Annotated in this window: 18 protein-coding genes; 12 read left to right on the top strand and 6 right to left on the bottom strand. The window is 64.1% G+C overall.

Annotated elements, in window-relative coordinates; translation table 11 throughout:
- Positions 1 to 68: 68 nt before the first annotated feature.
- Positions 69 to 2,015 carry a CocE/NonD family hydrolase gene (locus BTJ49_RS14590; protein WP_113066159.1) on the bottom strand — a complete coding sequence of 649 codons (1,947 nt, stop codon included), beginning with the start codon at positions 2,013 to 2,015 and terminating at the stop codon, positions 69 to 71.
- 381 nt (positions 2,016 to 2,396) lie between these two features.
- On the opposite strand from BTJ49_RS14590, the gene BTJ49_RS14585 reads away from it, so the two are divergent.
- From BTJ49_RS14585 to BTJ49_RS15595, 6 genes are all read left to right on the top strand, one after another.
- Positions 2,397 to 2,633: a hypothetical protein gene (locus BTJ49_RS14585; RefSeq protein WP_146742367.1), complete on the top strand. Its 237-nt coding sequence runs from the start codon at positions 2,397 to 2,399 to the stop codon at positions 2,631 to 2,633.
- On the top strand, positions 2,630 to 4,093 hold the full coding sequence (locus tag BTJ49_RS14580; protein WP_168184766.1) for a DUF692 family multinuclear iron-containing protein: 1,464 nt from the start codon (positions 2,630 to 2,632) through the stop codon (positions 4,091 to 4,093). The genes BTJ49_RS14585 and BTJ49_RS14580 overlap by 4 nt, the downstream gene beginning before the upstream one ends.
- A 229-nt stretch (positions 4,094 to 4,322) precedes the next feature.
- Positions 4,323 to 4,700, top strand: a complete 378-nt coding sequence (locus BTJ49_RS14575) for a BlaI/MecI/CopY family transcriptional regulator (RefSeq protein ID WP_113066156.1) — start codon at positions 4,323 to 4,325, stop codon at positions 4,698 to 4,700.
- A complete protein-coding gene (locus tag BTJ49_RS14570; protein WP_113066155.1) occupies positions 4,697 to 6,259 on the top strand; it encodes a M56 family metallopeptidase in 1,563 nt (520 codons plus the stop codon). Before BTJ49_RS14575 ends, BTJ49_RS14570 begins: the two co-directional genes overlap by 4 nt.
- 143 nt (positions 6,260 to 6,402) lie before the next feature.
- A complete protein-coding gene (locus BTJ49_RS14565) occupies positions 6,403 to 7,548 on the top strand; it encodes a serine hydrolase domain-containing protein (protein WP_168184765.1) in 1,146 nt (381 codons plus the stop codon).
- Positions 7,545 to 7,946 carry a hypothetical protein gene (locus BTJ49_RS15595; protein WP_146742366.1) on the top strand — a complete coding sequence of 134 codons (402 nt, stop codon included), beginning with the start codon at positions 7,545 to 7,547 and terminating at the stop codon, positions 7,944 to 7,946. Before BTJ49_RS14565 ends, BTJ49_RS15595 begins: the two co-directional genes overlap by 4 nt.
- Positions 7,947 to 8,126: 180 nt before the next feature.
- Here BTJ49_RS15595 and trxC read toward each other — a convergent pair whose 3' ends face one another.
- The 3 genes from trxC to BTJ49_RS14545 all read right to left on the bottom strand — a co-directional run bounded on the left by trxC (position 8,127) and on the right by BTJ49_RS14545 (position 12,642).
- A complete protein-coding gene (gene trxC / locus BTJ49_RS14555) occupies positions 8,127 to 8,564 on the bottom strand; it encodes a thioredoxin TrxC (RefSeq protein WP_113066175.1) in 438 nt (145 codons plus the stop codon).
- A gap of 114 nt (positions 8,565 to 8,678) precedes the next feature.
- Positions 8,679 to 10,988 (bottom strand): Tex family protein, encoded by a 2,310-nt coding sequence (locus BTJ49_RS14550; RefSeq protein ID WP_113066152.1) that lies wholly within the window; start codon positions 10,986 to 10,988, stop codon positions 8,679 to 8,681.
- Positions 10,989 to 11,103: 115 nt separating this feature from the next.
- The gene (locus tag BTJ49_RS14545) at positions 11,104 to 12,642 is read right to left on the bottom strand and encodes an oligopeptide:H+ symporter (protein ID WP_113066151.1); all 1,539 of its coding nucleotides are present in this window, start codon (positions 12,640 to 12,642) and stop codon (positions 11,104 to 11,106) included.
- A 336-nt stretch (positions 12,643 to 12,978) separates the two neighbouring features.
- Between BTJ49_RS14545 and BTJ49_RS14540 the strand changes: the two genes are divergently transcribed.
- From BTJ49_RS14540 to BTJ49_RS14520, 4 genes are all read left to right on the top strand, one after another.
- On the top strand, positions 12,979 to 13,731 hold the full coding sequence (locus tag BTJ49_RS14540; protein WP_113066150.1) for a DUF2189 domain-containing protein: 753 nt from the start codon (positions 12,979 to 12,981) through the stop codon (positions 13,729 to 13,731).
- A 314-nt stretch (positions 13,732 to 14,045) separates the two neighbouring features.
- Positions 14,046 to 15,629 (top strand): serine hydrolase, encoded by a 1,584-nt coding sequence (locus tag BTJ49_RS14535; protein ID WP_168184764.1) that lies wholly within the window; start codon positions 14,046 to 14,048, stop codon positions 15,627 to 15,629.
- Between the two features lie 179 nt (positions 15,630 to 15,808).
- Positions 15,809 to 16,573 (top strand): hypothetical protein, encoded by a 765-nt coding sequence (locus BTJ49_RS14525; protein ID WP_146742365.1) that lies wholly within the window; start codon positions 15,809 to 15,811, stop codon positions 16,571 to 16,573.
- Between the two features lie 215 nt (positions 16,574 to 16,788).
- Positions 16,789 to 18,738 carry a M61 family metallopeptidase gene (locus BTJ49_RS14520; RefSeq protein WP_113066146.1) on the top strand — a complete coding sequence of 650 codons (1,950 nt, stop codon included), beginning with the start codon at positions 16,789 to 16,791 and terminating at the stop codon, positions 18,736 to 18,738.
- Between the two features lie 65 nt (positions 18,739 to 18,803).
- Here the strand turns inward: BTJ49_RS14520 and BTJ49_RS14515 are convergent, their stop codons facing one another.
- A complete protein-coding gene (locus BTJ49_RS14515) occupies positions 18,804 to 19,598 on the bottom strand; it encodes a sel1 repeat family protein (protein ID WP_146742364.1) in 795 nt (264 codons plus the stop codon).
- A gap of 235 nt (positions 19,599 to 19,833) precedes the next feature.
- The gene (locus BTJ49_RS15590) at positions 19,834 to 20,283 is read right to left on the bottom strand and encodes a hypothetical protein (protein WP_146742363.1); all 450 of its coding nucleotides are present in this window, start codon (positions 20,281 to 20,283) and stop codon (positions 19,834 to 19,836) included.
- A 42-nt stretch (positions 20,284 to 20,325) separates the two neighbouring features.
- Here BTJ49_RS15590 and soxR point away from each other — a divergent pair, with 42 nt between their 5' ends.
- Together soxR and BTJ49_RS14505 are read left to right on the top strand one after the other, a co-directional pair.
- Positions 20,326 to 20,775 carry a redox-sensitive transcriptional activator SoxR gene (gene soxR / locus BTJ49_RS14510; protein ID WP_113066144.1) on the top strand — a complete coding sequence of 150 codons (450 nt, stop codon included), beginning with the start codon at positions 20,326 to 20,328 and terminating at the stop codon, positions 20,773 to 20,775.
- A 179-nt stretch (positions 20,776 to 20,954) separates the two neighbouring features.
- Complete coding sequence (locus BTJ49_RS14505) at positions 20,955 to 23,066, top strand: sulfatase-like hydrolase/transferase (RefSeq protein ID WP_113066143.1); 2,112 nt, start codon at positions 20,955 to 20,957, stop codon at positions 23,064 to 23,066.
- The last annotated feature ends 100 nt before the right edge of the window (positions 23,067 to 23,166 follow it).

Below are 23,166 nucleotides of genomic sequence, written 5' to 3'. Positions count from 1 at the left end.
ATGGACGACCTCCGCGCGTCTCGATATCCGCAAAGAGCCGGACCGCATATTGCGGCCCGGCGTCTAGCTCAGCGGCCCGTGTTCGCGCTTTCCACGACGGGAAGCAGCACCGCGCTGTGTCCGCTTTCACCGTGCTCGATCGTCACCGTGGCCTTGCGGTAGTCCGAGGGCTTGGCGAACAGGATGTTGGGCACATATGTCTGCGGGTTGCGGTCGTAGAGCGGGAACAGCGTCGACTGGATCTGCACCATGATGCGGTGGCCCGGCTTGAACTCGTAGTTCACCGTGGGCAGCCGGAACTTGTATTGCTGCACCTCGTTGGCCGGAATCGGGGAGGGGTGCGAGAAGCTCTTGCGATAGCGGCCGCGGAAGATGTCCATCGACACTGGCAACTCGTAGCCACCCATCTTCGGGTCGGACGGATAGGTGCCAGGATAGACGTCGATCAACTTGACCACGAAGTCGCCGTCGGTGCCGGTGGTCTTGGCGTAGAGGTCGGCGATCGGCGCGCCCTGGATGGTTACGGTCTTGGTCAGCACCGGAGTGACATAGGACAGCACATCGGGGCGGGTCTCGACGAAGCGCTGGTCGTGCACCAGCCAGGTGCGCCAGCGGTCGGTGTCGTGGGCCGGAATCGGGCGCGGCAGATACGGTACCGGTTTGGCCGGATCGGAGACGTAGCTGTCGCTGCCGCCGACCGGCTTGTCGAAGCCCAGGCCGAAGCGATTCTGCAGGTAGAGCGGGGTGAGCTTCTGGTTGCTGGCCACCTTCCATTCGCGGAAGCGGTCCCAGCGTTTCTCGACCGGGTTGTAGATCATCGCTTCGGGCAGCGAGTGCTTGAGCGGCGTGCCGCGCAGATAGTGGTTGAACCACGGGATCATGACATTCCGTCGGAACTGCGCGGTGGTGTTTCCCGGCCACTTCAGCGGGCCCATGTGCCAGCCGTCGCGGTTGATCTGGCTGTGCCACCACGGGCCGATCACCAGGTGATTGTTGGCGCCGTGACCGGCCTTTTTCAGTGCTTCCCAGGCATGCACGGCACCGTAGATGTCCTCCTGGTCCCACATGCCCTGCAGCCACATGGTGGGCACGCTGGACGGATGCTTGGCAACCTGCTTGTCCAGCGCTTGCAGCTGCCAGAAGGCGTCATAGGCCGGGTGTGCGGCGAAGCGGTTCCACCATGGCAGTTGTTTGAAACCGTGGGCGTCGGCATAGGCCCCGGCCGAACCGGCATCGAGGAAGTTGGTGTAGTCGTCGTAATTCTCGCGCGGAACGGATTTTCCGGAGCCGCGCGCGGTCATCTGGCCGGTGAAGTAGTCCAGGTTGATCTGGCGCAACGCACCGTAGTGATACCAGTCGTCGCCCATCCAGCCGTCGATCATCGGACTCTCCGGCACCGCGACCTTCAGTGCCGGATGCGGGTGGAGCAGGGCCATGACCACGGTCCAGCCGTCGTAGGACGAACCCATCATGCCGACCTTTCCGTTGGACTGCTTCAGGTTCTTCACCAGCCAGTCGATGGTGTCCCAGGCGTCGGTGGTGTCGTCGGTCTTGGTCGGATTGAGCGGGCCGCGCGGCGGGCGCGTCATCACGTACTTGCCTTGCGAGCCGTACTTTCCGCGGATGTCCTGGCAGACCAGGATGAAGGTGCCGTTGGCAAAGTCTTTCAGGCCCGACCACACGGCGTCGACCATGTGCGGACTGTTGTTGGGCGCGCAGCCGTCGGCCTGGTACGGCGTGCGGTTGAGGATGATCGGCAGATTCTTCGCGTGCTTCGGCATCAGAATCACGGTGTGCAACTTCACGCCGTCGCGCATCGGAATCATCACTTCGCGCTTGACGTAGTCGAAGTTGCCCTCCGGCTGTTTCCAGTGATCGGGAATGTCCGATCCGGTCTGGATCATGTCGGGCGTGACGTTCCCGTGACGGATGTCGGAGGGGGGGGCGGCAAGGAGGGTTGCCGAATAGATGCAGGCCAGCGCAAGCAGGGCCGAGCGCAGGGTCGCTTTGCTCATGGGGAGTCCTCGTGGTCGGAGCGCGCCATCGATGTTTGCGGCGGCGTTTCTGCACTATGGGAACGCACGCTGCCTTTTTGCAAGTGGGCGTGGACTTCCGGAGCCGGGCGGGCACTTCCGGTGCAAAGGAAACAGTGATTTCTTTGCGTGTCCGCACATGTCGGGCCGACCTCGTTCGACCTGGCGGCGAGCCGGTCCAAGCCGTTTCCGTGTAGGAGTCCTCCTACGACCAACTGCGGGTTGTTGTGGCGAGTCATCAGCGTAGTGTCTTTGCTTGCCTGCATGATCGCGGTCGCAAGCCGATGCGGCGTCGACCATGGTCACGGCAGCGCAGTTCGCCAAGGTTCTCAGGACAGGCAACGAGCACAAGGAGACACGAACATGGGTATCGAAATGAAACATGCGCTTGCGACGCAGAAAGACAATATCGTGCGGGTGAGCGTGCCCGCCGAAATCCTTTTCGACTTCAAGAAGTTCGCCGGGATCCAGAAGGACATCCTCGGCCGCCTCGGCTGCGCAGCCTGCACATCCGGGCATGACATCCGCTGGGACATCACACGCAACTTCGTGGTCGACATCAAGGGTCAGATCCACGAGTCGGCTCCCCGCGGCTGGTGAACCTGCCGGATCTCGGTGTCGGCATCGTCTGGTTGCCGGGACTCGAGGCGACGATTGCGTCGAGTCTGGACGCCTGGGACCTGATCGAGGTCGAGCCCCAGGCGTTCTGGACGAAAGCCGGAGCGCGGGACGACGGGCGCGGCAACGAGCCGTTCCGATTGAACGAGGGTGCTTTCGAGCAGTTGTGCGCCCAGCGTCGTCCCGTGCTTGTTCACAGCGTGGGTTACGCCGTGGGCGGGAGTACGCCGTCCGACGCGCGAAATCTCCCCGCGCTGCGGGCGACCTTCGATCGTCTGAAACCGGCCTGGTGGAGCGAGCATGCGAGTCTGCAGACGACCGGCTGCGGCGAAGATCGGCGTGCCCTGGGTTTCCTGATGCCGCCCATCCAGTCGCGGTCTTCCGTGGACACGATCGTCGACAACATACGACGTCTGCAGGATGACTTCGGGTTGCCGTTCGCCTTCGAGACGGGCGTCAACTATCTGCGCCCGCGACCGGGAGAACTGCCCGACAGCGAGTTCTGGGGATCGATCGCCGAACGCGCCGACTGCGGCATCCTGCTCGATCTGCACAACATCTGGGCCAACGAGCGCAACGGTCGGCAATCCGTGGCATCCGTTGTGGATGGCTTGCCGCTCGAGCGAGTGTGGGAGATGCATCTGGCCGGTGGACAGCCCTACAAGGGGTATTGGTTGGATGCACATTCCGACCTGCCGCCGGACGAGCTTCTGGCGTTGGCCCGGCGTGTCGTGCCGCAGTTGCCCGCGCTTCATGCGCTGGTCTTCGAGATCGTGCCGGACTATCTGGTTCATGCCGGTCTCGATGTGGACGATCTGGTCCGGTGCGGCGGTGTTTTGCGTGAGACCTGGTCGCTTCGTGGCAGCGCTTGCGTCGCTTCTTCGACCGAGACCATCACACGTGAAGAATGCGATGTACTGTCCGTGGGGGATGCGGCGCTTCCGTCTCCGGAAATGTGGGGCACGCAGATCCGTCACGCGGTAGATCGCAGTGCGCCATCGGTCGACGCACCCATCGATGATCCGGCTGTCGGCATCTACCGGGATCTGGTCGATGCAGTGCGCATGGGCACGATTGCCGATGCGCTGCCGCTTTCCACGCGCTATCTGCTGCTGGCGCGCGGCGAGGACGGCTTCAAGGCATTGCTGCAGACGCACTGGAGCCTGCATGCGCCCGAGGCGTTCATGTCCGAGGAGGCGCGGGCATTCGCCGAGTTTCTGGCCGAGAAGGATCTACTTCCGCATCTGGATGAACTGCTCGCATTCGAGCTTGCCGCGCATCGTGCGGAAATGATCCGGCAGCCCCAGCGTGTGCGTTTCACCTGCGATCCGAATCGCTTCATCCAGTCGCTCAAAGCGGGCCAATTGCCGAAAACTTTGCCGGAGCTCGACGTCGAGATCACCGTGACGCCGCGTGTCAGCGCGCATCGGGCTTCGGGGTGATTCGGGTGTTTGCCCGCGTACGCATCAGGGGATGCATGATTTAGCTCGAGTCGGGTAGGGCGGAACTGCGGCCGGCGACACGAAGTTGTCGCGACGCTCGCGCGGTTCCCGCAAACCGCTTTCATGCTCCGTCTATCTGCGCGTCTGATGCGATCTACTATATTTGTAGTTGACAGGTTCGTTTTTCGCTCTACCATCTACTAAATATATAGTAGATAGGGGTGGAGCCGTGAAGATTTCCCTCACCGATCGTGAGGCCGACGTGATGCAGGCGCTGTGGGAGAGCGGCCCCTCGACCGTAGCCGAAGTGCGTGAACGTCTGGCCGATCCGCTGGCCTATACCACCGTGTTGACAGTGCTGCGCACGCTCGAGTCCAAGGGGTTCGTCGGCCACGAGGCCGTCGGACGCGGGCATCGCTTCTTCGCCAGCGTCCAGCAACGTGCCGCGCGCAAGAATGCCGTGCAGCATCTGACCGACAAGTTGTTCAAGGGCTCCGCCGAATTGCTGTTTTCGCATCTGGTGTCGGAGCAGAAGCTGAGCGCTGAGCAGATTCGGCGCATGCGCCAGATGCTGGCCGAGCACGCGGACGAGGAGAAGCCGGAATGATCGCCTGGATGATGTATGCGACCCTGGTCTCGATCGCATTGAGCGCCGCGGCGCTGGCTGCGGAACGCGCTTCGCGGGTGCGTCATCGGGCCACGCGCTGGTTCTGGCTGGGCGCGCTCGTCGGATCGCTGGTGTTGCCCGTGCTGATGGCTTCGGTGTCGTTCCACTTGCCGGGCATGCTTCGGTCGGGCGCGATGCGACCTCCCATCGTCTTGCGTGATGTGACGTCCATACCGATGCCGGCGCTGCTGGTCCACCTGGGCGGAGGACAGCCGTACGGTGCGGTCGATCATGTCGCGACGATGATCCGCGGCGGATGGATGGCCATGTCGCTGCTGATGTTCATCGTGCTCATCGCCGGCTCCGTGCAATTGCGCCGCCGCAAGCGCGAGTGGTCCGAGCGCACGGTATGCGGTGAACGGGTGCTGGTCACGTCCGAGGTGGGACCCGCCGTGGCGGGGTTGCTGCGACCGCAGATCGTGGTGCCTGCGTGGTTGCTGGATGTTCCGGAGCGTCAGCAGCGTGCGGTGATGGTGCACGAACGGAGCCATCTGGACGCCCGCGATCCGCAGCTAGTCGTGCTGGCTGTGACGCTGGTGGCGCTGATGCCGTGGAATCCGCTGCTTTGGTGGCAGTTCTTCCGTCTGCGTCGCGCCATCGAAGTCGATTGCGATGCGCGCGTGCTGCGTAACGGCGGCAATCTCGGCGAATATTGCGAAACGCTGATCCACGTGGGCGAACTGCAGGTGTCGCGCATCGTGCTGGTTCCGGCGATGTTCGAATCGTGTTCCTTCCTCGAACAGCGTATCAAGATCATGCTGGCGCAGCCGCGAAAGTGGGCGGGGCTGACCGTGCTGGCGCTGGCTTGCGTATCGTTCGGCATGGCGGCGTTCGCCGCGCAGGTCACGCCGCCCGAAAGCGTTCCGGCGGGGACGGGTCACATCGTCACGCTCACGCCTTCCGTGCTGGACCGCTATGTGGGGTACTACAAGGTCAGCGCGATCTCGCGGGTCGTGGTCACGCAGGCCGACAAGGGTCTCAAGTTCGACATCAGCGCGCAGGCGGCCGCGCCCAAGCCGTTCTATGCGGTGCCGCTGGGTGCAAATCGCTTTGCCGTGCAGGGACAGCCCGCTGTCGTGCACTTCGATGTGGGCGCCAAGGGTCGCGCGAACCGGCTGAAGATTGAATACAAGGGCCATGTCGTGCTGGACGTGCAGCGCACGGACAAGGCCGAAGCCGATCGTATCGAGGCCAGGCTGGCCGCGCGCATCAAGGCGCAGAAACCCTACCCTGGAAGTCTGAAGGGGCTGAAATTGCTGCTCAGCGATCCCGACAATGGCGCCGGCATGAGCGCCGGCCTGGCGCGCGCCCGCGTGCAGCAGAGAGCTTCGCGCGAGGCTTATCTCGCCAAGCTCGGACCGGTCCAGTCCTATGCCTTCGCCGGGGTCAATCGGTTCGGCGATGACGTCTACACCGTACGGCATGCACACGGAACCGAAACCATGACGCTGGTAGTCGACCGTCACGGCATCGTGACGCGAGCGTTCCGCTATCGCTGATTTCGTCCTGTCATGTCTCGACCCGGCCTTCGATGCCCGGCCGGATCGGGTTGTCTTCAGCCGCGTCGACTCACCCGCGACGGCCCAGGGTTGTCGCCAGCCGGAGCGTGGGGCCGGCATCTTCTGCACACGAGGAACCATCCATGAATATTCTGTATGCATTGCGCTGCCGCGTGAGTCGAGGATGGCTCGCGGGTCTGCTCGTCGTCGCATTCGGTCCGACGCAGGCGGCTCCGGCATCCTGTGAGGCTGCGAATGCTTCCTATGCAACGGCGCTTGCGCGTCTGGACGGCTTCGCTCTCGGTCTGACGCATGCGGATCGGTTCTCGGGCGTCGTGCTCGTTGCGCGCGACGGACGCGTGCTGCTGGACAAGGCCTACGGAAAACGTGATGCCGAACGCAGCGATCCGGTGACCGTGGACACGCGATTCAATCTGGCCTCGGCCGGCAAGATGTTCACCTCGGTGGCGATTCTTCAGCTGATTGCCGCGCATCGGCTTTCATTCGACACGCACGTCGGCGATGTGCTGAAGCATTACCCGAACCGGACGTTCGCCAACACGGTCACGGTCCGCGAATTGCTGACCCATACCGGCGGCGCTGGCGACATTCCGCTGTTTGGTATCGAGAACGCGGCCAATCGTGCGCGCGTGCACAACGTTGCCGACATGCTGGCGCTGGGCGATCGGCGTCCGCCGGCGTTCAAGCCGGGAAGCAAACTGGTCTATGGCAACTTCGGGTATGTCGTGCTCGGACGCATGGTCGAGGTGCTTTCGGGCGAGGACTTCGAAACCTATGTGCGCCGGCATGTCTTCAAGCCGGCAGGCATGACGCAGACGGGATTCGTCCATTGCACCACGCACGACCCCTCGCTCGCGGTCGGCTACTCGACGGTCGATGGCAAGCGCGTGCCCAACTGCGCGACGGAGCCAAAGCACGGCTTTCCGGCCGGCGGCGAGGTCTCGACCACGCGTGACATGTACCGCTTCGTGCGCGCCCTGCAGACTGGAAAGTTGATTCCGCATGCCCTGTTCGCGAAGGCGACGCGGACTTATCGCGCTTACATGGGTCTCGGTTTCTTCGCCACCGGGTACGGTCTTGGAAGGCCCCGTCGCGATTTCCGTTGGGGTCACGGTGGGAGCGGCGACGGCATGTGCAACGACGTGCGCACCTACCCGGAAACGGGCGAGACGATCATCGTGCTCAGCAACCGGTCGCCACCGGTGTGCTACCCGGTGGCCAATTTTCTGCACCAGTACCGTGATGGTGAGAGCCACCGAACGAATTGATCCTGACGAAGAATTTAAGAGAGGATGGTGTTCAGCGTAGTCAGGACCGGCTGATTTGGTCGGTGGATACGGATGTCGAGGGACTATCGATGAACGCAGGTGTGCAGATATGCAGTCTTTGCAAGACGGCCATTAATCCCGGTGCGGTGGTTTGCGTAGGATGTCAGGGAAGCGTGGTCTACGGTGCAACGCAGGATGAAATGGCGACGGCGTTCAAGATTGGCGCGGTCATTGGTGGCATCGCCGCGCTCATGGCATGGCTGTATTTCGCGACCTATTCGCTCTCCGCGCTGTTGGCCATGGCGGGCGGTGCGGTGGTGTTTGGCGGCCTGCTGAGTTACTGGACCGCGAAAGCGAAAAGGGGGTTGGTGCGAACCTTCAGATACGTGCATCACTGAATCCTCAGGAGGCGTTTCACGGAAGCGTCGAAAAACGACCATTTACTGGCCCGATTCGATACGGTCGAATGTGCGCGCAGTTCTTTGTTTGCATCGGGAGTCTGCAGATATTCGTGTGGCAGGCGCTCCAAAGGTGACTTTTTTCAACCATTGATTGGAACTGCGGACGCTTCAGCGTGATTACATTATCTGGCCACGCACCCACTGCATGATGCCGGCAGCCTGCATCGCACCGGCCTGGCGCGCGATTTCGCGTCCGCCCCGGAACAGGGCTAGCGTGGGGATGCTGCGGATGCCGTGACGGGCACCGAGGTTCTGCTCGGCATCGGTGTCGACCTTGAGCAGGCGGACCCGGGGTTCGAGTTGCGACGCGGCCTTGGCGAATTCCGGCGCCATCATGCGGCAGGGACCGCACCAGGTGGCCCAGAAGTCCACCAGCACGGGGATGTCGTTGCGCGTCAGATGCTTCTGGAACGCCGCTTCGTTGACCGCCAGCGGCGCGCCCTGGAACAGCGCCTCATGGCATCGCCCGCAGGTGGGCGCGGCGTCCAGCCGGTCGGCGGGTACGCGGTTGATGGCTTCGCAATGCGGACAAACGATATGCAGCGGGGTGCTCATGACGACCATTCCCTGTGGGCTTTCCCCGGATATAGGGACGAAATGCGCCGAGAGAAAGGGGCGGTGCGGAGCCGGGGATGGGCATCCCCCGGCTCCGAGTCATGCGCCGCCGGCTCAGTCCTTCTTCGCGCGGGCGAAGGCGGCTGCCAGGGCATTGTTGGCCGGTGCGGCGGCGGGTTTCGGCGAACCCTTGCGCGCGCCCTTGCCGCGCGGGCGATCCTCGCGGGCGGGACGCTGGCTGCGCGACTCGCCGGGCACGTCGTCCAGACGCATGGACAAACCAATGCGCTTGCGCGCCAGGTCGACCTCCATCACCTTCACCTTGACGATGTCGCCGGCCTTGACCACATCGCGCGGGTCCTTGACGTACTGGTGCGACAGCGCCGAAACATGGACCAGTCCGTCCTGGTGCACGCCGATGTCGACGAAGGCGCCGAAGGCGGCGACGTTGCTGATGCGGCCCTCCAGCACCATGCCCACGGTCAGATCCTTCATCTCTTCCACGCCTTCGGCGAAGGAGGGTGTGACGAACTCGGGGCGCGGGTCGCGGCCGGGCTTCTCCAGCTCTTTCAGGATGTCGCGCACGGTGGGTACGCCGAAGCGTTCGTCGGTGTAATCCTCGGGCTTCAGATTGCGCAGGAAGGGCGCATCGCCGATCAGGTTGCGCACTTCGCGGCCGCAGCGGGCGACGATGCGTTCGACCACCGGATAGGCTTCCGGATGCACGGAGCTGGCGTCGAGCGGGTTATCGCCGTTGCCGATGCGCAGGAAGCCGGCGCATTGCTCGAAGGCCTTCTCGCCCAGACGCGGCACGTCCAGCAGCGCCTTGCGGGTGCGGAAGGCGCCGTGGCCGTCGCGGTGATGCACGACGTTCTCGGCGACGCTCGGCGACAGGCCGGCGACCCGCGAGAGCAGCGGCGCGGAGGCGGTGTTCACGTCCACGCCGACGCCGTTCACGCAGTCCTCGACGCAGGCGTCCAGCGAGCGCGCCAGCTTGGCCTGGTTGACATCGTGCTGATACTGGCCGACGCCGATGGCCTTGGGTTCGATCTTGACCAGTTCGGCCAGCGGGTCCTGCAGGCGGCGCGCGATGGAGACCGCGCCGCGCAGGGACACGTCCAGATCGGGAAATTCGCGGGCGGCGGTCTCCGAGGCCGAGTAGACCGAGGCGCCGGCCTCGCTGACCACGATCTTGGCCAGGTTCAATGCCGCGTGTTTCTTGATGAGTTCGCCGGCCAGCTTGTCGGTCTCGCGCGAGGCGGTGCCGTTGCCGATGGCGATCAGGGCGACCTTGTGCTTGCCGCACAGACGCGCCAGTTCGGCGATGGACTGGTCCCACTGGCGGCGCGGTTCGTGCGGGTAGATGGTTGCCGTGTCCAGCACCTTGCCGGTGGCGTCGACCACGGCCACCTTGACGCCGGTGCGGATACCCGGGTCCAGGCCCATCACGGCCTTGGGACCGGCTGGCGCGGCCAGCAGCAGGTCCTTGAGGTTGTCGCCGAACACCGAGATGGCAGCGTCTTCGGCGGCCTCGCGGGCGCGGCCGAACAGGTCCAGTTTCAGATGCAGGTGCAGCTTCGCGTGCCAGGCCAAGTGTACGGTGTCGGCCAGCCAGGCGTCGGCGGGTCGGCCCTGGTTTTCGATGCCGGCGTGAAGGGCGACACGCGCCTCGCCGGCGGCGTGGCCCTGCTCGGCGTCCGCGCCCGGCGGCACCAGTTCCAGTTCGAGGATGCCCTCGTTGCGCGCGCGCATCAGCGCCAGCAGGCGATGCGAGGGAATCCGCGCGATGGCCTCGCTGTGATCGAAGTAGTCGCGGAACTTGGCGCCTTCGTCTTCCTTGCCCTCGAACACGCGGGCGCGGATCGTGCCGCCGTCCCACAGCCAGTCGCGCAGTTCGCCGACCAGGGCGGCGTCCTCGGCGATGGTCTCCATCAGGATCGCTCGCGCGCCATCGAGGGCGGCCTTGGTGTCGGCCACGCCCTTTTCTTCGTCGACGAAGGCCTCGGCGCGTGCTTCCGGTGCCACGGACGGGTCTTCGCGCAGCGCCTGCGCCAGCGGCTCCAGGCCCGCCTCGCGCGCGATCTGCGCCTTGGTGCGGCGCTTCGGCTTGTAGGGCAGGTACAGATCCTCCAGTCGCGCCTTGGTCTCGGCGCTTTCGATCTGCTCGCGCAGGGCGTCGGTCAGCTTGCCCTGTTCGTCGACGCTGCTTAGGATCGCCGCGCGCCGGTCCTCCAGTTCGCGCAGGTAGCGCAGGCGTTCTTCCAGCAGGCGCAGCTGGGTGTCGTCCAGGCCGCCGGTGGCTTCCTTGCGGTAGCGGGCGATGAAGGGGACGGTGGCGCCGTCATCGAGCAGGTTCACCGCGGCGCGCACCTGGGCGGCCTGTGCGGCGATGTCTTCGGCAATGCGTTGTTCGATGCTGAGCATGGGGGCGTGCAGAGTCCTTGCGGTGTCGTGGAAACCCGAAGTCGGGCAGGGAAGCAGCGAAAGGAATCATTCTTTCGCTGCTGGCGTCAATAGCGTGGCGTGTGCGTCCGACGCGCTAGTGGGCGGGCACGGCCTCGGCCGACATGTCCGCGGCATCGCGCTTGCGTGTGCGGATCAGCTTGCGCAGGAACGGGATCAGCACGATCAGGGCAATGCCGACGGCGAGGCTTCCGCCGCCCAGCTTGGCGAACAGGCTGGCGTAGGCCGGGTCGGTCGCCAGCGCCGTGGCGCCGTCGGGTTCGGGGATCATGCCGGAGAAATCGCCCGCGTACAGCGAAGCCAGTCCCGTGACCAGCATCCAGCTGCCCATCATGATGCCCTGGTACTTGCGCGGCGCCAGCTTGCCGATCATCGCGTAGCCGATCGGCGAGATCAGCAGCTCGCCAATGCTCTGCAGGACATAGCTGCCGAACAGCCAGCCGAATCCGACCAGCCCCTGTCCGTCGGCGAAGAAGATACCTGCGGGCAGAGCGAGAAAACCCAGTCCCATCAGCAGCAGCGACACCGAGAACTGCGCCGGGATGTCGACGTTCCATCCACGCGCGCGCAGACGCTGGAACCAGGCGGCCATCAGCGGCCCGCCGACCACGATCACGACCGTGTTGATGTTCTGGATCCACTGCGGCGCGATGGTGACGCCCCACACGTGGAGGTCGACGTTGTTGACCGCGAACAGTTGCAGGCCGCTCGGCGCCATCTGGTACAGCGCCCAGAACACCAGCGAACCCAGCGCCAGGATCAGATAGGCCCACATGTTATTGCGTTCGAGCCGGTCGCGATGCCGGATCGTGAGATAGACCAGACCGGCGGCCACGGCGACACAGATGCCCTTGATCAGGGTCTCGGTCGAACCGGGGTGCAGCAGCAGGACCCAGACCACGGGCACCAGCCCGACCAGGATGGCGGCACCGACCAGGAAACGGCCCGCGTAGGCGCGACGCGATGCGTCCAGCAGCGGCGTGTTGCGGTCGGCGAGGGTCTTCCAGTTCAGCGCTACCAGCGCGATGGCGAGAAGGTTGCCGAGGGTCGCGAACAGGAACAGGCTCGCGTAGCTGCTGGTCAGCTGGTAGTGACCGGCCACGGTGAAGCCGATGAAGAAGCCCAGGTTCATGCCGGCGTAGTTCCACAGGAACGCACCTTCGCGTCGCGTGTCGTCGGGCGTGAAGCGCTGCGTCAGCATCATGTTGATGCAGGTGACATTGAGGCCGCTGCCGGTCAGGAACAGCGCCAGTCCCCAGTAGAGCATCGCCGAGGTGCCCAGCGCGATCAGACCGCAGCCGAAGACCTGCAGCACCATGCCGCCGGTAAACAGATTGCGGTTGCTCAGGAAGCGGCCGCTCAGGTACCCGCCGAACAGGTGCAGGCCGTAGTTGAACGCGCCGAACACACCCATGATCTCCGTGGCTTCCTTGATCGGAAAGTGCAGATGCTTGGTGGTGTACAGAACCAGCGTCGAGTACAGCACGGCGAAGCTCAGGGTCGAGGTCGTCTGGATGAAGAACAGAGCTGCGGTGCCCTTGGGCTGGTTCGAGAAGGCGCGGTTGAGCGATAGCAAGATGGTGTCCTGGATGTGTTGCAGGGTGCAGCGCCCCATGGCTGAGGCGTCGACATATCCGTTCAAGCATAAACCACTGCCGATTCGCGGGTGTTCAGGGCGCGAGCGCATTACCTGGCGCCGGCCAGGGAGCGGCCCGCTGCGGATGGTCGTCTCATCGGTGGTGGCGCGGCGCGAAGATGTCGCATTCACCGAGGAACGTTCGGAGTGGTCCACCGAGATTCCGGCTCCGAACGCGGTGCATGCCGCGAGCGTACGGTGACAGACTGGGCGTGGTTTCTCCGTCACGCTCTGGGGGAGCAGGCGGGCGAGACGTTGTCCGGGTTCCTTCGGCTTTGGCTATAGTTTGTTCGCCGATTCCGTCGAGGATGCGTCATGCGCGAAGAAGCCGAACGTCCCTTCGTGGTGCCTTGCCGGCGTCTGACGTGGTCCGCGCCTTGGCGCTGGCTGCGCGCCGGCTGGCGGGATGTGCGGCGGGCGCCGGGACTGACCGCATTCTTCGGCATGGTGATCGTGCTGGTCAGCGCCGTCGTGTCGCTGCTGGCCTGGCGGCTGGGTCGTTTCGCACTGCTGGCGCTGCTGCTTTCCGGCTTCGTGTACGTGGCGCCGCTGATCGGCGTCGGACTGTATTCGGTCAGCCGCGCGCTGCATGCGGGGCATCGGCCACGACTGCGTGATTCCTTCACCGTGGCGCGGCGCGTGATGGGGCAGGCCGGCATCTTCGCGCTGGTGCAGCTCGTCATCATGCTGGTGTGGTCGCGGGCGGGCATGATGCTGACCGCTTTCGTGCCGGTGCAGAAGGGCGTTGCCGCAGGCTGGATGGAATATCTGGCGATCGGATCACTGATCGGCGCGGTGTTCGCCGCGTTCACCTTCGCGGTCTCCGTGGTGTCGCTGCCGCTGATCGCGGATCGTTCCGTCGACATGGTCACGGCTTGCGTGTCCAGCCTGAATGCCGTGTTGCGCAACAAGCGTGTGATGCTGCTGTGGGGGCTGTTGATCGTGGTGTTGACGCTTGTGGGCTTTGTCACCGTGGTCGGACTGGGACTGGTCATGCCGTGGCTGGCCTACGCCACCTGGCATGCCGCGCGCGACACGCTGGATGCCTCGGACTGGCCCGCGGCGTGAGGGGCTTCCTGCGCGAGGGCGTGGGGGCGCGTTCGTGCACTCCAGGCGACAAGCGGATGCCCCTGCGATGGATACGCTGCGCAAGTCCCCGTTGGACATGCATCGAAGGTTGAAATGCCGCATGTGGATGAACCCATCCCGAGGCTTGCATTCTTTTCTGCGCGTCGGTTCATGCCCGGTGCGTCTGCAACCATCGCACTCGCGACGGTATCTGTGGTGGGCGAAGCGCAGCGTTCGGGATGCTGCGCCGCTTGAGCCTCGGCGGGCGCTATCGAAGTGCACGGCCTTCGGCAGACGCAAGGGAGATTTCATCCATGACTCAACGCATTGCTCCGTGGTTCGGAGCATGGCTCGGCCTGCTGGCGGTGCCCATGTTCGTCGCGGCTGCGCCACGTGCCTCGTCGCACTTCGACCGTTCCTCCGATACGGCCGCTGTGTCCATCTCTCATCGAGCCGACTGGCGCACGGATGTCGGTGCGTATGCGAAACGTCTGCTCGATGCCGGCTTTTTCCCCGGCATGCAGATCGCCGTGACCCGTGGCGACAAGGTCGTGTATGCGGCCAGTTTCGGTATGGCGGACTCGCGCAGCGGACGAAAAGTCGACAACCGGACACGGTTCTACATCGCCTCCACCACCAAGGCGCTGACTGCGACGGCGGTGATGCGGGAAGTGGCGCGCGGTGCGATGCGTCTGGATGCGCCGATCACCGATTATCTGCATGGCCTGCGTTTCAAGCCGCCGTTGCAGGCCGACACGGTGACGATTCGATCACTGCTCAGCATGACCGACGGTCTCGGTGCCTGCATGCCGGTGGTGTTTCGCACGGCGTTCAGTGGTGTGTTCACGCAGGCACAGCTGATGCGCCTGATGCGTGATTGTGGCCGTTCCAAGGCGGGGCATGCCTTCGTCTATCGCAATTTTCCGTACAACCTGCTCGGTATGGCGCTGGCGCCCGGTGTGAATCATGGCTGGAAGGCGGTCGTGCGCGCGGACGTGCTGAAGCCTTTGGGTATGCGCGAAACCACGGCACGGGTCTCGACGCTGCGGGGGGAGCAGATCGCGATGCCGCACGAAGCCGACGGTCACGGCTTCCGACGCATTCGGCTGGCCAAGGCGGACGCAAACCTGCATGCGGCGGGCGGCTATTTCACGACGGCGCGTGATCTGGCGAAGTTTGTTGCCGTGAACGCGGCGGATGGTCGTCTGGATGGCCGCCGCATCTTTCCGGCCGGCATGATTGCATCCATGCATGTCGAGCACGCCCGCCAGGATCGCGACTTCGGCCCGTATCATCGCTTCGGCTGGGGATACGGATGGGATCTCGGCACCTACGCGGGGCACATTCTCGTGCATCGTTTCGGTGCGTTTGCGGGGTATCGCTCGCATGTGTCGTTCATGCCCGACACCGGTATCGGTGTGGTGGTGCTGACCAATGGTGTGGGTGTGCCGTACGCGGCCGATGAAATGGCCGACTACATCTACGACCGGCTGGGCGCCCCGCGCAAGCAGGCTCGTGCGGAGCATGACGCGCAGTTCCGCCTGTTGCAGCAGCGCAAGGCGAAATTCGATCGGGCGTTGCGCGCCCATCAGCGCGTGCAGCGGTCTCGCGATGCGCATCCGCTTCCGCACCCTCTGCGCGCGTACGCCGGGCGGTATGTCAATCCGCTGCTGGGCACGATGCGATGGGCCGAATCCGGGGATCACCTTGATGTGTCGATCGGTGAGGCCCGCAGCAAGGCCGGCATCTACGACGCAGCCAGGAACGCCTTGCGCGTCGAGTTGACCGGAGGCGGCGAGGTCGTGCATTTCCATTTCGCGGACCACGCCCGCTTTGCGAATTCGCTGACGTATCACGGATACCGCTTCGATCGCGTGAAGCCGTCCGCGACGCGGTGACTGCCGCGCAGGACCTCGGACAGGCTGTGGCGACGGGTTCCATCGCGCACGACACGGTCGTGTTGCGATCGCGTCGAGAATGTACGTACAGTGCGCAGGCGGTATCGCGGCTGGTCCGGACAAGCCCGGCGCCGGTCGCCTTCCGGTCAAGAATCCTGAGCGTCCATGGAGGAAGTGCGATGCACGGAGGCGGTGGTCGTCGAGGCGGAGGGCGTCAGCCGGGCCTGTTCCAGGGTGGCGGCGGTGGCGGTGACCAGGGCGATCATGTCCTGGCCCATGGTCTGATCCGCCAGGGCATACGTGGCGAATTCCAGCGGCAGGTCGACAACGGTGTGGCGCCGAGGCAGGCCGCTCAGCACGTGGGCAACCAGATCCGAGGCATGCCCGGACACAATCGGGGCGGCCCGAATCCCTTCGATGCACAGATGAATCAGGCGATCCAGCGATTGCCGAATGTGCCCAATCTGCGCCAGCGGCGCGACGCCGTGCAGGGATTCTTCCAGGCCGCCGAGGGGTTCGAGCAGCAGAACCCGATCGGGGCCGTGCGCTTCGGCGGTGTCGGGCATGGCGAGGGACATCGCCTCAACGGCCTGCGCCAGCAGGAGCAGCAACTTCACAACGGTGGTGTCTTCAACCAGCCGCAGGCCGAGCGCAACATGCGCGGTCTGATGGACGCCGAGGCGTTTCACGGTGGCGTCGAGGCGCAGCACGACGCGAATCGACGCGGAGATGCGCCGGATGCGCATTTCCCCGGTTTCGTCGCGCTGCCGGACGGGCGGCCCAATCACGACGTCATGCATCAGGAGCAGGCGCAGCGTGGCGCGCAGATCGTGCAGATGGCGTTTCCCGAGATCCATCAAGCGCACGGCAACGTGCAGAACGTGTTCCAGCACCACCTTCAGCAGGGTGGCGACATGGACGTGGATCCGGATTTCGAGCTCTGAGCGAGCGTTGGATCGTTCGCAAGGCGGGTCGGTCGATCTGCGCTCGTTGTCATGCGCGAGGTGTGTGCCGCACCGCTATGGGCGCTCCCAGCGCCTGCGGACCTGAACGCGCCACTGCGCCTTCTGGCACGCGGAGCAGAGCGTTCGGCGCGTGGTCCATCGTCGCGGGCGCAGTGGTAACGTGAGCACTTTGCAGCGTTTTCCTTGGGGGTTCCATGTCCATCTTCTTCCGTTCCGGTCGGCCCGGTCTGCACCGCGTGCTGGTTCGTCTGGCTCTGATTTCCGGCATGGCAGTTGCCGCCGCTTCGGTGCAGGCGCAGCCGGCGCACAGCGCCAAGGTTCCCGCGCCCGTGGATACGCCGTATCCGGGCACGATTGCGCTGCATGTCGACGCCCGCGACACCGCGCAGGGCATCTTCCGCGTGCACGAGACGATTCCAGTCCGCCCCGGGCGCATGACGCTGCTGTATCCGGCCTGGATTCCCGGCGATCACTCGCCGACCGGGCCGGTTGCGATGCTGGCCGGTCTCGAACTCCGGGCGAACGGAAAGCCCCTGACGTGGACACGCGACGAATACGACGTCTACGCCTTTCATGTCGACGTGCCGGCGGGTGTCTCGCAGATCGATGCGGATTTCCAGTATCTGTCCAGTCGTCACGGCGGTTTCGAGATGACCGACCGCATGCTGATGCTGGAGTGGAACAAGATGGCGCTGTATCCGGCCGGGCACTACACCCGCCGCATCACGTTCAAACCGAGCGTGACGTTGCCGCAGGGCTGGAAATTCGGCAGCGCGCTGCGCGCCGCCTCGGCGTCGGGCGGCACCACCACATTCAAGCCGGTGACCTTCAACAACCTGGTCGATTCGCCGATCTATGCAGGCAAGTACTTCAAGCGCGTGGATCTGGCGCCGGGTGCCAAGGTGTCGGTGCATCTGGACATGGTGGCCGACGCGCCGAAGGATCTCGCGCTCACGCCCGAACAGCTGAAGATGCACCGTTCACTGGTCACGCAGGCGACCCGTCTGTTCGGTTCGCATCACTACGACCATTACGACTTCCTGCTGTCGCTGTCCGATCATCTGGCCGGCAACGGACTCGAACATCATCAGTCCAGCGAGAATGGTCTGGGTGCCGACTACTTCACCCACTGGGAGGCCAGCGCGCCGGATCGCGATCTGCTGGCGCACGAGTACACGCACTCCTGGAACGGCAAGTTCCGTCGTCCCGCCGATTTGTGGACGCCGAACTTCAATGTGCCGATGGGCGATTCGCTGCTGTGGGTCTACGAGGGGCAGACCCAGTACTGGGGCTTCGTGCTGACCGCGCGTAGCGGGATGTGGTCGCCGCGGCAGTTCCGCGACGCGCTGGCCATCGTCGCGGCCAAGTACGATCACGACCGGCCCGGTTTCCAGTGGCGCACGCTGGAGGACACCACCAACGATCCGACTGCCGCGCGCCGCGCGCCGCTGCCGTATCGAAGCTGGCAGATGAGCGAGGAGTACTACAGCGCCGGTCAGATGGTTTGGCTGGCCATCGACGCCAAGCTGCGCGCGCTGACGCACGACCGCAAGTCGCTGGACGATTTCGCCAGGGCGTTCTTCGGCGTCGACAACGGCAGCTACGTGACGCACACCTATACCTTCGACGACGTGGTGGCCGCACTCAACGGCGTGGCGAAGTACGACTGGGCGAAGTTCCTGCGCACGCACGCCTACACGCGCAACCCGCCGTTGCTGGACGGCCTGCGTGCCGCCGGCTGGAAGCTGGTCTACACCGACAAGAAGAGTCCGTACGAACAGCGTTACGACGACAGTTCACAGTCCGCACGGCATCTGTACAACTATGCCTGGTCCATCGGCATGACGATGAACAAGGACGGCACCGTCAACGATGTGCTGTGGGACGGTCCCGCCTTCAAGGCCGGCGTCAGCACGGGCGCGACGCTGATCGCGGTGAACGGACACGACTACTCCGATGCCGCGTTGAAGGACGCCATCGCCGCGGCCAAGGACGCCACGGCGCCGATCCGCCTGACCTTCAAGTATCAGGGCGGCATTCGCACGGTGAAGGTGGATTACCACGAGGGGCTGAAGTATCCGCATCTGGTGCGCATCAAGGGCACGCCGGACTATTTGAGTCGGATCATCGCGCCGCGCAAGTAGTCGCTTCTTAGTCGAAGAAGAGACCTTGCCGCGGCTGGCGGCAAGGTCTTCGCCGAGCATGCCGCTCAGTGTGAGATGTGCTTCGGGCCATGCACCTGCTTCAACGGGCCGACGTCGACGTGTCCTTCGGGAAGCAATCCTTTGAAATATCGGTCCGATGCCTTCTGCAGCTTAGCCTTGACGATGAGGGTCGGAGGGCAGGACCCCTCGGTGCCCGGGACCCCGTCACCGCCGCTTTGTGGAGGATGCGCCGCGACGCCCATCGGTGTGAGTCCGGCGATGCATACCCGGGTTCCTGCATCTCCGGCCCAACTACCGATCGCTCGCTGCATGGCGTGCGTGTAGCGCATTCTGGCGCGGTGGGCTGCGAAGGCGTCACCGTAGCGCGGGAGCAGTTGTCGATACAGTTTCATGGCCTGCGCGCGCTGCTGCGGCGATGCCACCTTGAAGGCAACTGCTGCGACGTTCTTGAACAGACGGGGTGTCTGGCGCTCGGCCGACAGCAACAGCCATGCCAGGCCACGCGCACGGTCGGTGGGTACATGATGGCCGTTGAAGTAGATCAGCCCCAGCGCGTACTGCGCGTTCTTGCTGGCCCAGCCTGCGGATCGTTTCAGGTCGTCCAGCCCTTGTTGATATCTGCCGGCGTGCCATTTGTTCATGCCATGGCAGTATGCGGTGTAGCCCGGAAAGAATTCGAACAAGTCATCAATGCACGGTAATCTTTCCGTTCGCTCCGTGGTCTGTTTGTTCAGCCCCGCATCCAGGGCTGAGTGTTTTGCAGGTGTTGCCAATGAGGCACTTGCGGCTGCAAGCAAGCAGGCACTGAGAATCGAGACAAGTGCATTCCTTGGATTCATTGTGTTTCTTCCTTTCATCAGTAGATGAAATTTTTGCTGAAATTCTTGTCGAATAAGTTAATCGCGGTGAGCGTAAAGACCATGTGAAATCAGGGTCGGATGAAGTGCTTGTGTCGAGGATGTTCGATGCGTTCGAAAATGATGTTCGATACCAGGATCTTCGGTGACGCACTCGCATTTTATTGCATGCTTGCGCTCATTGAGAATTTTCCGGTTATGCACAATGCGGCGAGTATCATGCCTCGAGATCTGCAAGATGGTCCGAGACCATCGCTGCGATAGCGGGGTGAGTAATCTGGACGAGTTCGAATACGCCGGCTTTCTTTAGTGGTTCGGCAAGTTCCAGTATGACTTTTTCGATGCGTCGCCGCGTCCATTCGCTTTCGGTCCGTTGCAATTTTCGGAGGCACGCAAGAAAAGTGCCCAGCGGCAGTTCCTGCAGCTGCACAGGTGCATAGGGCGATCCGTCTTGCCCCGAACGCGCTTGCGATTTTTCCCATGCTGACAGATGAAAAGTCTGATCGAGAAGGATGGCTCGGTCGCGCAGCGGCGCGTAGGCGTGAAGCAGTCGTTGCAGGAAGGTGCGGGCGTTTCTTTTCCGGACAGGCGGGGCATGCATGGCTTGATCCTCGTTGCGATGGTCGATATCGAGCGCGGGCTTGATCGGCTCTAGTGTCGGGATCAAGATACGGCCTCAAGTTAACTTTAGGTCAAGCAGGTGAAATCCATGTCGAACTCCGTCTCGCTCAGCGTGGGTGAAGTTGCGACACGCAGCGGGTTGAGCGTGTCCGCGATCCATTTCTACGAGAGCAAGGGGTTGATCCACAGTCGCCGCAATGTCGGGAATCAGCGACGCTACCGGCGCGATGTGCTGCGCAGGCTGGCCGTGATCCGCATCGCGCAACGGACCGGTCTGCCGCTTGCATCCATCGGCGAAGCGCTGGACACGCTGCCGCAGGCGCGCACACCGACGGTGGAGGACTGGCGGCGTCTGTCCCGGCATTGGCGCAAGGATCTGGATGAACGTATCGGGCGTCTGACTCAGTTGCGCGATCAGTTGACCGGATGCATCGGCTGCGGTTGCCTGTCGCTGAAGAAATGCCCATTGCGCAATCCCAGCGATGAACTGGGTGCGGACGGAAGCGGCCCGCGACTGTTGGATGCGGATTCGCTCTGATACGCAGCAGGATGCGTCGGCATGGCGCATCCCGCCATGCCGGCTTCATGCGTTCGTGTGCCGCGATGCGCACTCCGGCGAAAGTCATGGACGGACGCTGGCGCGACAGGTACCGTCGGCGTCATGTCCGCGCAGTGCGGCATGGAACCAATGGATGATTCACACCACGGAGGGATGACATGCAGGACGACAAGACGGTCGTCGCATCGGACGACGATGACTCGGGTGCATCGAAGGCGAAAGCGGTCGTGAATACGCGCCGGTCGCGCCCGAACATTCTCATGATCATGGTCGACCAGCTGCGCTATCCGGGCACGGATGGCGCCGAAGGCGGGTTCGCGGAGGGCATCAAGCAGGTGCTCGATTTCGTCGGCGACATCGATCCCGACAACAACGAGTGGGCGCAGTATTTCCCCGGTTTCTGCAAGCTGCGCGAGCACGGCGTGGTGTTCACCGACCACACCATTGCCGAGTCTGCATGCATTCCCAGCCGCGCCAGCATCATGACCGGACAGTACGGTCCGCGCACCGGCGTCACGCAGACCGACGGGTTGTTCAAGAGCGGCGACGCGCAGAATTTTCCGTGGCTGAAGGCCGACGGCGCGCCCACCATCGGCGACTACTTCCGCGAACTCGACTACACCACGCATTACTTCGGCAAGTGGCATGTGAGCGATCCGCCGGAGCACACACTGCAGGGGTTCGGTTTCGGCGACTGGGAGCTGTCCTGGCCGGAACCGCATGGTTCGCTGACCAACAACATGGGCGCCTATCGCGACTATCAGTTCGCGGACCTGGCCTGCACATTCCTGCGCGCCCGTGCGCTGGGTGTGCCCTATGCGCGCAGTACCGGAACGGTCAGTGCCAAGGCGCCGGAGGTCTCGACCGTGCCGCCGCCGAAACCGTTCTTCGCCGTCTGTTCGTTTACCAATCCGCACGACATCGCCACCTATCCGACGCTGCCGCGCATGCTCAAGCCGCAGTTTCCGCCGCAGCAACCGAATGAGCCGCCGCAGGAGCAGGAACCGTACGGGCCGGGCCTGTCGGTGCCGGTCCCCGAGCAGGGTACCTACAGCGCCAAGCCGCTCAACGGTACGTTCCATATTCCGCTGAATCCGGCCGGTTTCCGACAGGACTGCGCGACCGCGTCCGCGACACAGGGCGAGGATCTGTGGACCAACAACAAGCCGCGCGCGCAGTTCGATTATTCCTACAAGGTCGCGCTGGGACTGGCCGCGAAGACCGGACTGCAGGTGGCGGAGCAACTGGGCGGCGATCCGGGCGAGCAACTCGAGGAAGCGGTCAAGGCGACGCTGGCGGTGCCCATTCCCTTCCAGTTGCAGGAACGCGCGGATGCCGCCGCCACCGGTTTCCTGCAGTACTACGGCTACATGATCTCGATGGTGGACCGGCACATCCTGAAGGTGCTGGAGACGCTCGAGGAGACCGGATTGCGTGACGACACCGTGGTGGTGTTCGCCTCCGACCACGGCGAGTACGGCGGCGCCCACGGCATGATGATGGAGAAATGGCACGGGGCCTATCAGGAAAGCGTGCACGTGCCGTTCGTGATCAGTTCGAAGCACTACAACGGCGCCGTCGAGCCGGTGAGTATCGATGCGCAGAGTAGCCACATCGACATCCTTCCGACGCTGCTGGGCATCGCCGGTGCGGACGACAAGCAGATTGAACGCGCACGGCGCAATCTGTCCAAGACGCATCCCGCGGCGCCGCTGCCGGGCGCGGATCTGACTGCCGTGATCGATGCGGGCGGCGGTCCGGTCCGCGGTCCCGACGGCCGTGAGCGCCTCGGCGTGCTGTTCGCCACCGACGACATGATCACCGAGCCGCTGCCGCGCGACGATGATCCGCACAACATCAACTCGCAGCGGCAGTACGCGGTGTTCACCGCTGCGGTGGAAGCGCTGCGTAGTGGCAAGGCGCCGCGCGCTGTGCCCGACCTCACGCCGGGTCCGGTGTGTCAGCCGGCACATGTCCGCGCGCTGCGTTCGGGCGACTGGAAGCTGGTGCGGTATTGCGACCCGTGGAGTCCCGATCCGGTCCCGGATCAGTGGGAGCTGTACAACCTGGCCGTCGACCCGACCGAATACGTGAATCTGGTCGTTTACAACGGGACCTTCCCGACGCCGATTCCGGACCAGGATCTGCCCAGGGGGCTGACACAGGACCGTGTCGTCGAGGTTGCCCGGACCCTGCATGCCGAGCTGATGCGACAAGAGGCGACCCTGCTGTCGCCGTACCCGAGCGCATATCCCACCGGTCGGCCCTGAAAAGACGGAAGCGGGAAGGGCGGGGCCGCGTTTGCGCGGCCTCCGTCCGACGGCAGTGGTACAGTGGCGCGCTCTGGTTTCCATCGAGAACGAGTCGTCC

Source organism: Oleiagrimonas sp. MCCC 1A03011, from assembly GCF_003267965.1.
Taxonomy (GTDB): Bacteria; Pseudomonadota; Gammaproteobacteria; order Xanthomonadales; family Rhodanobacteraceae; genus Oleiagrimonas; species Oleiagrimonas citrea.
This window is presented reverse-complemented; position numbering and strand designations above follow the sequence as displayed.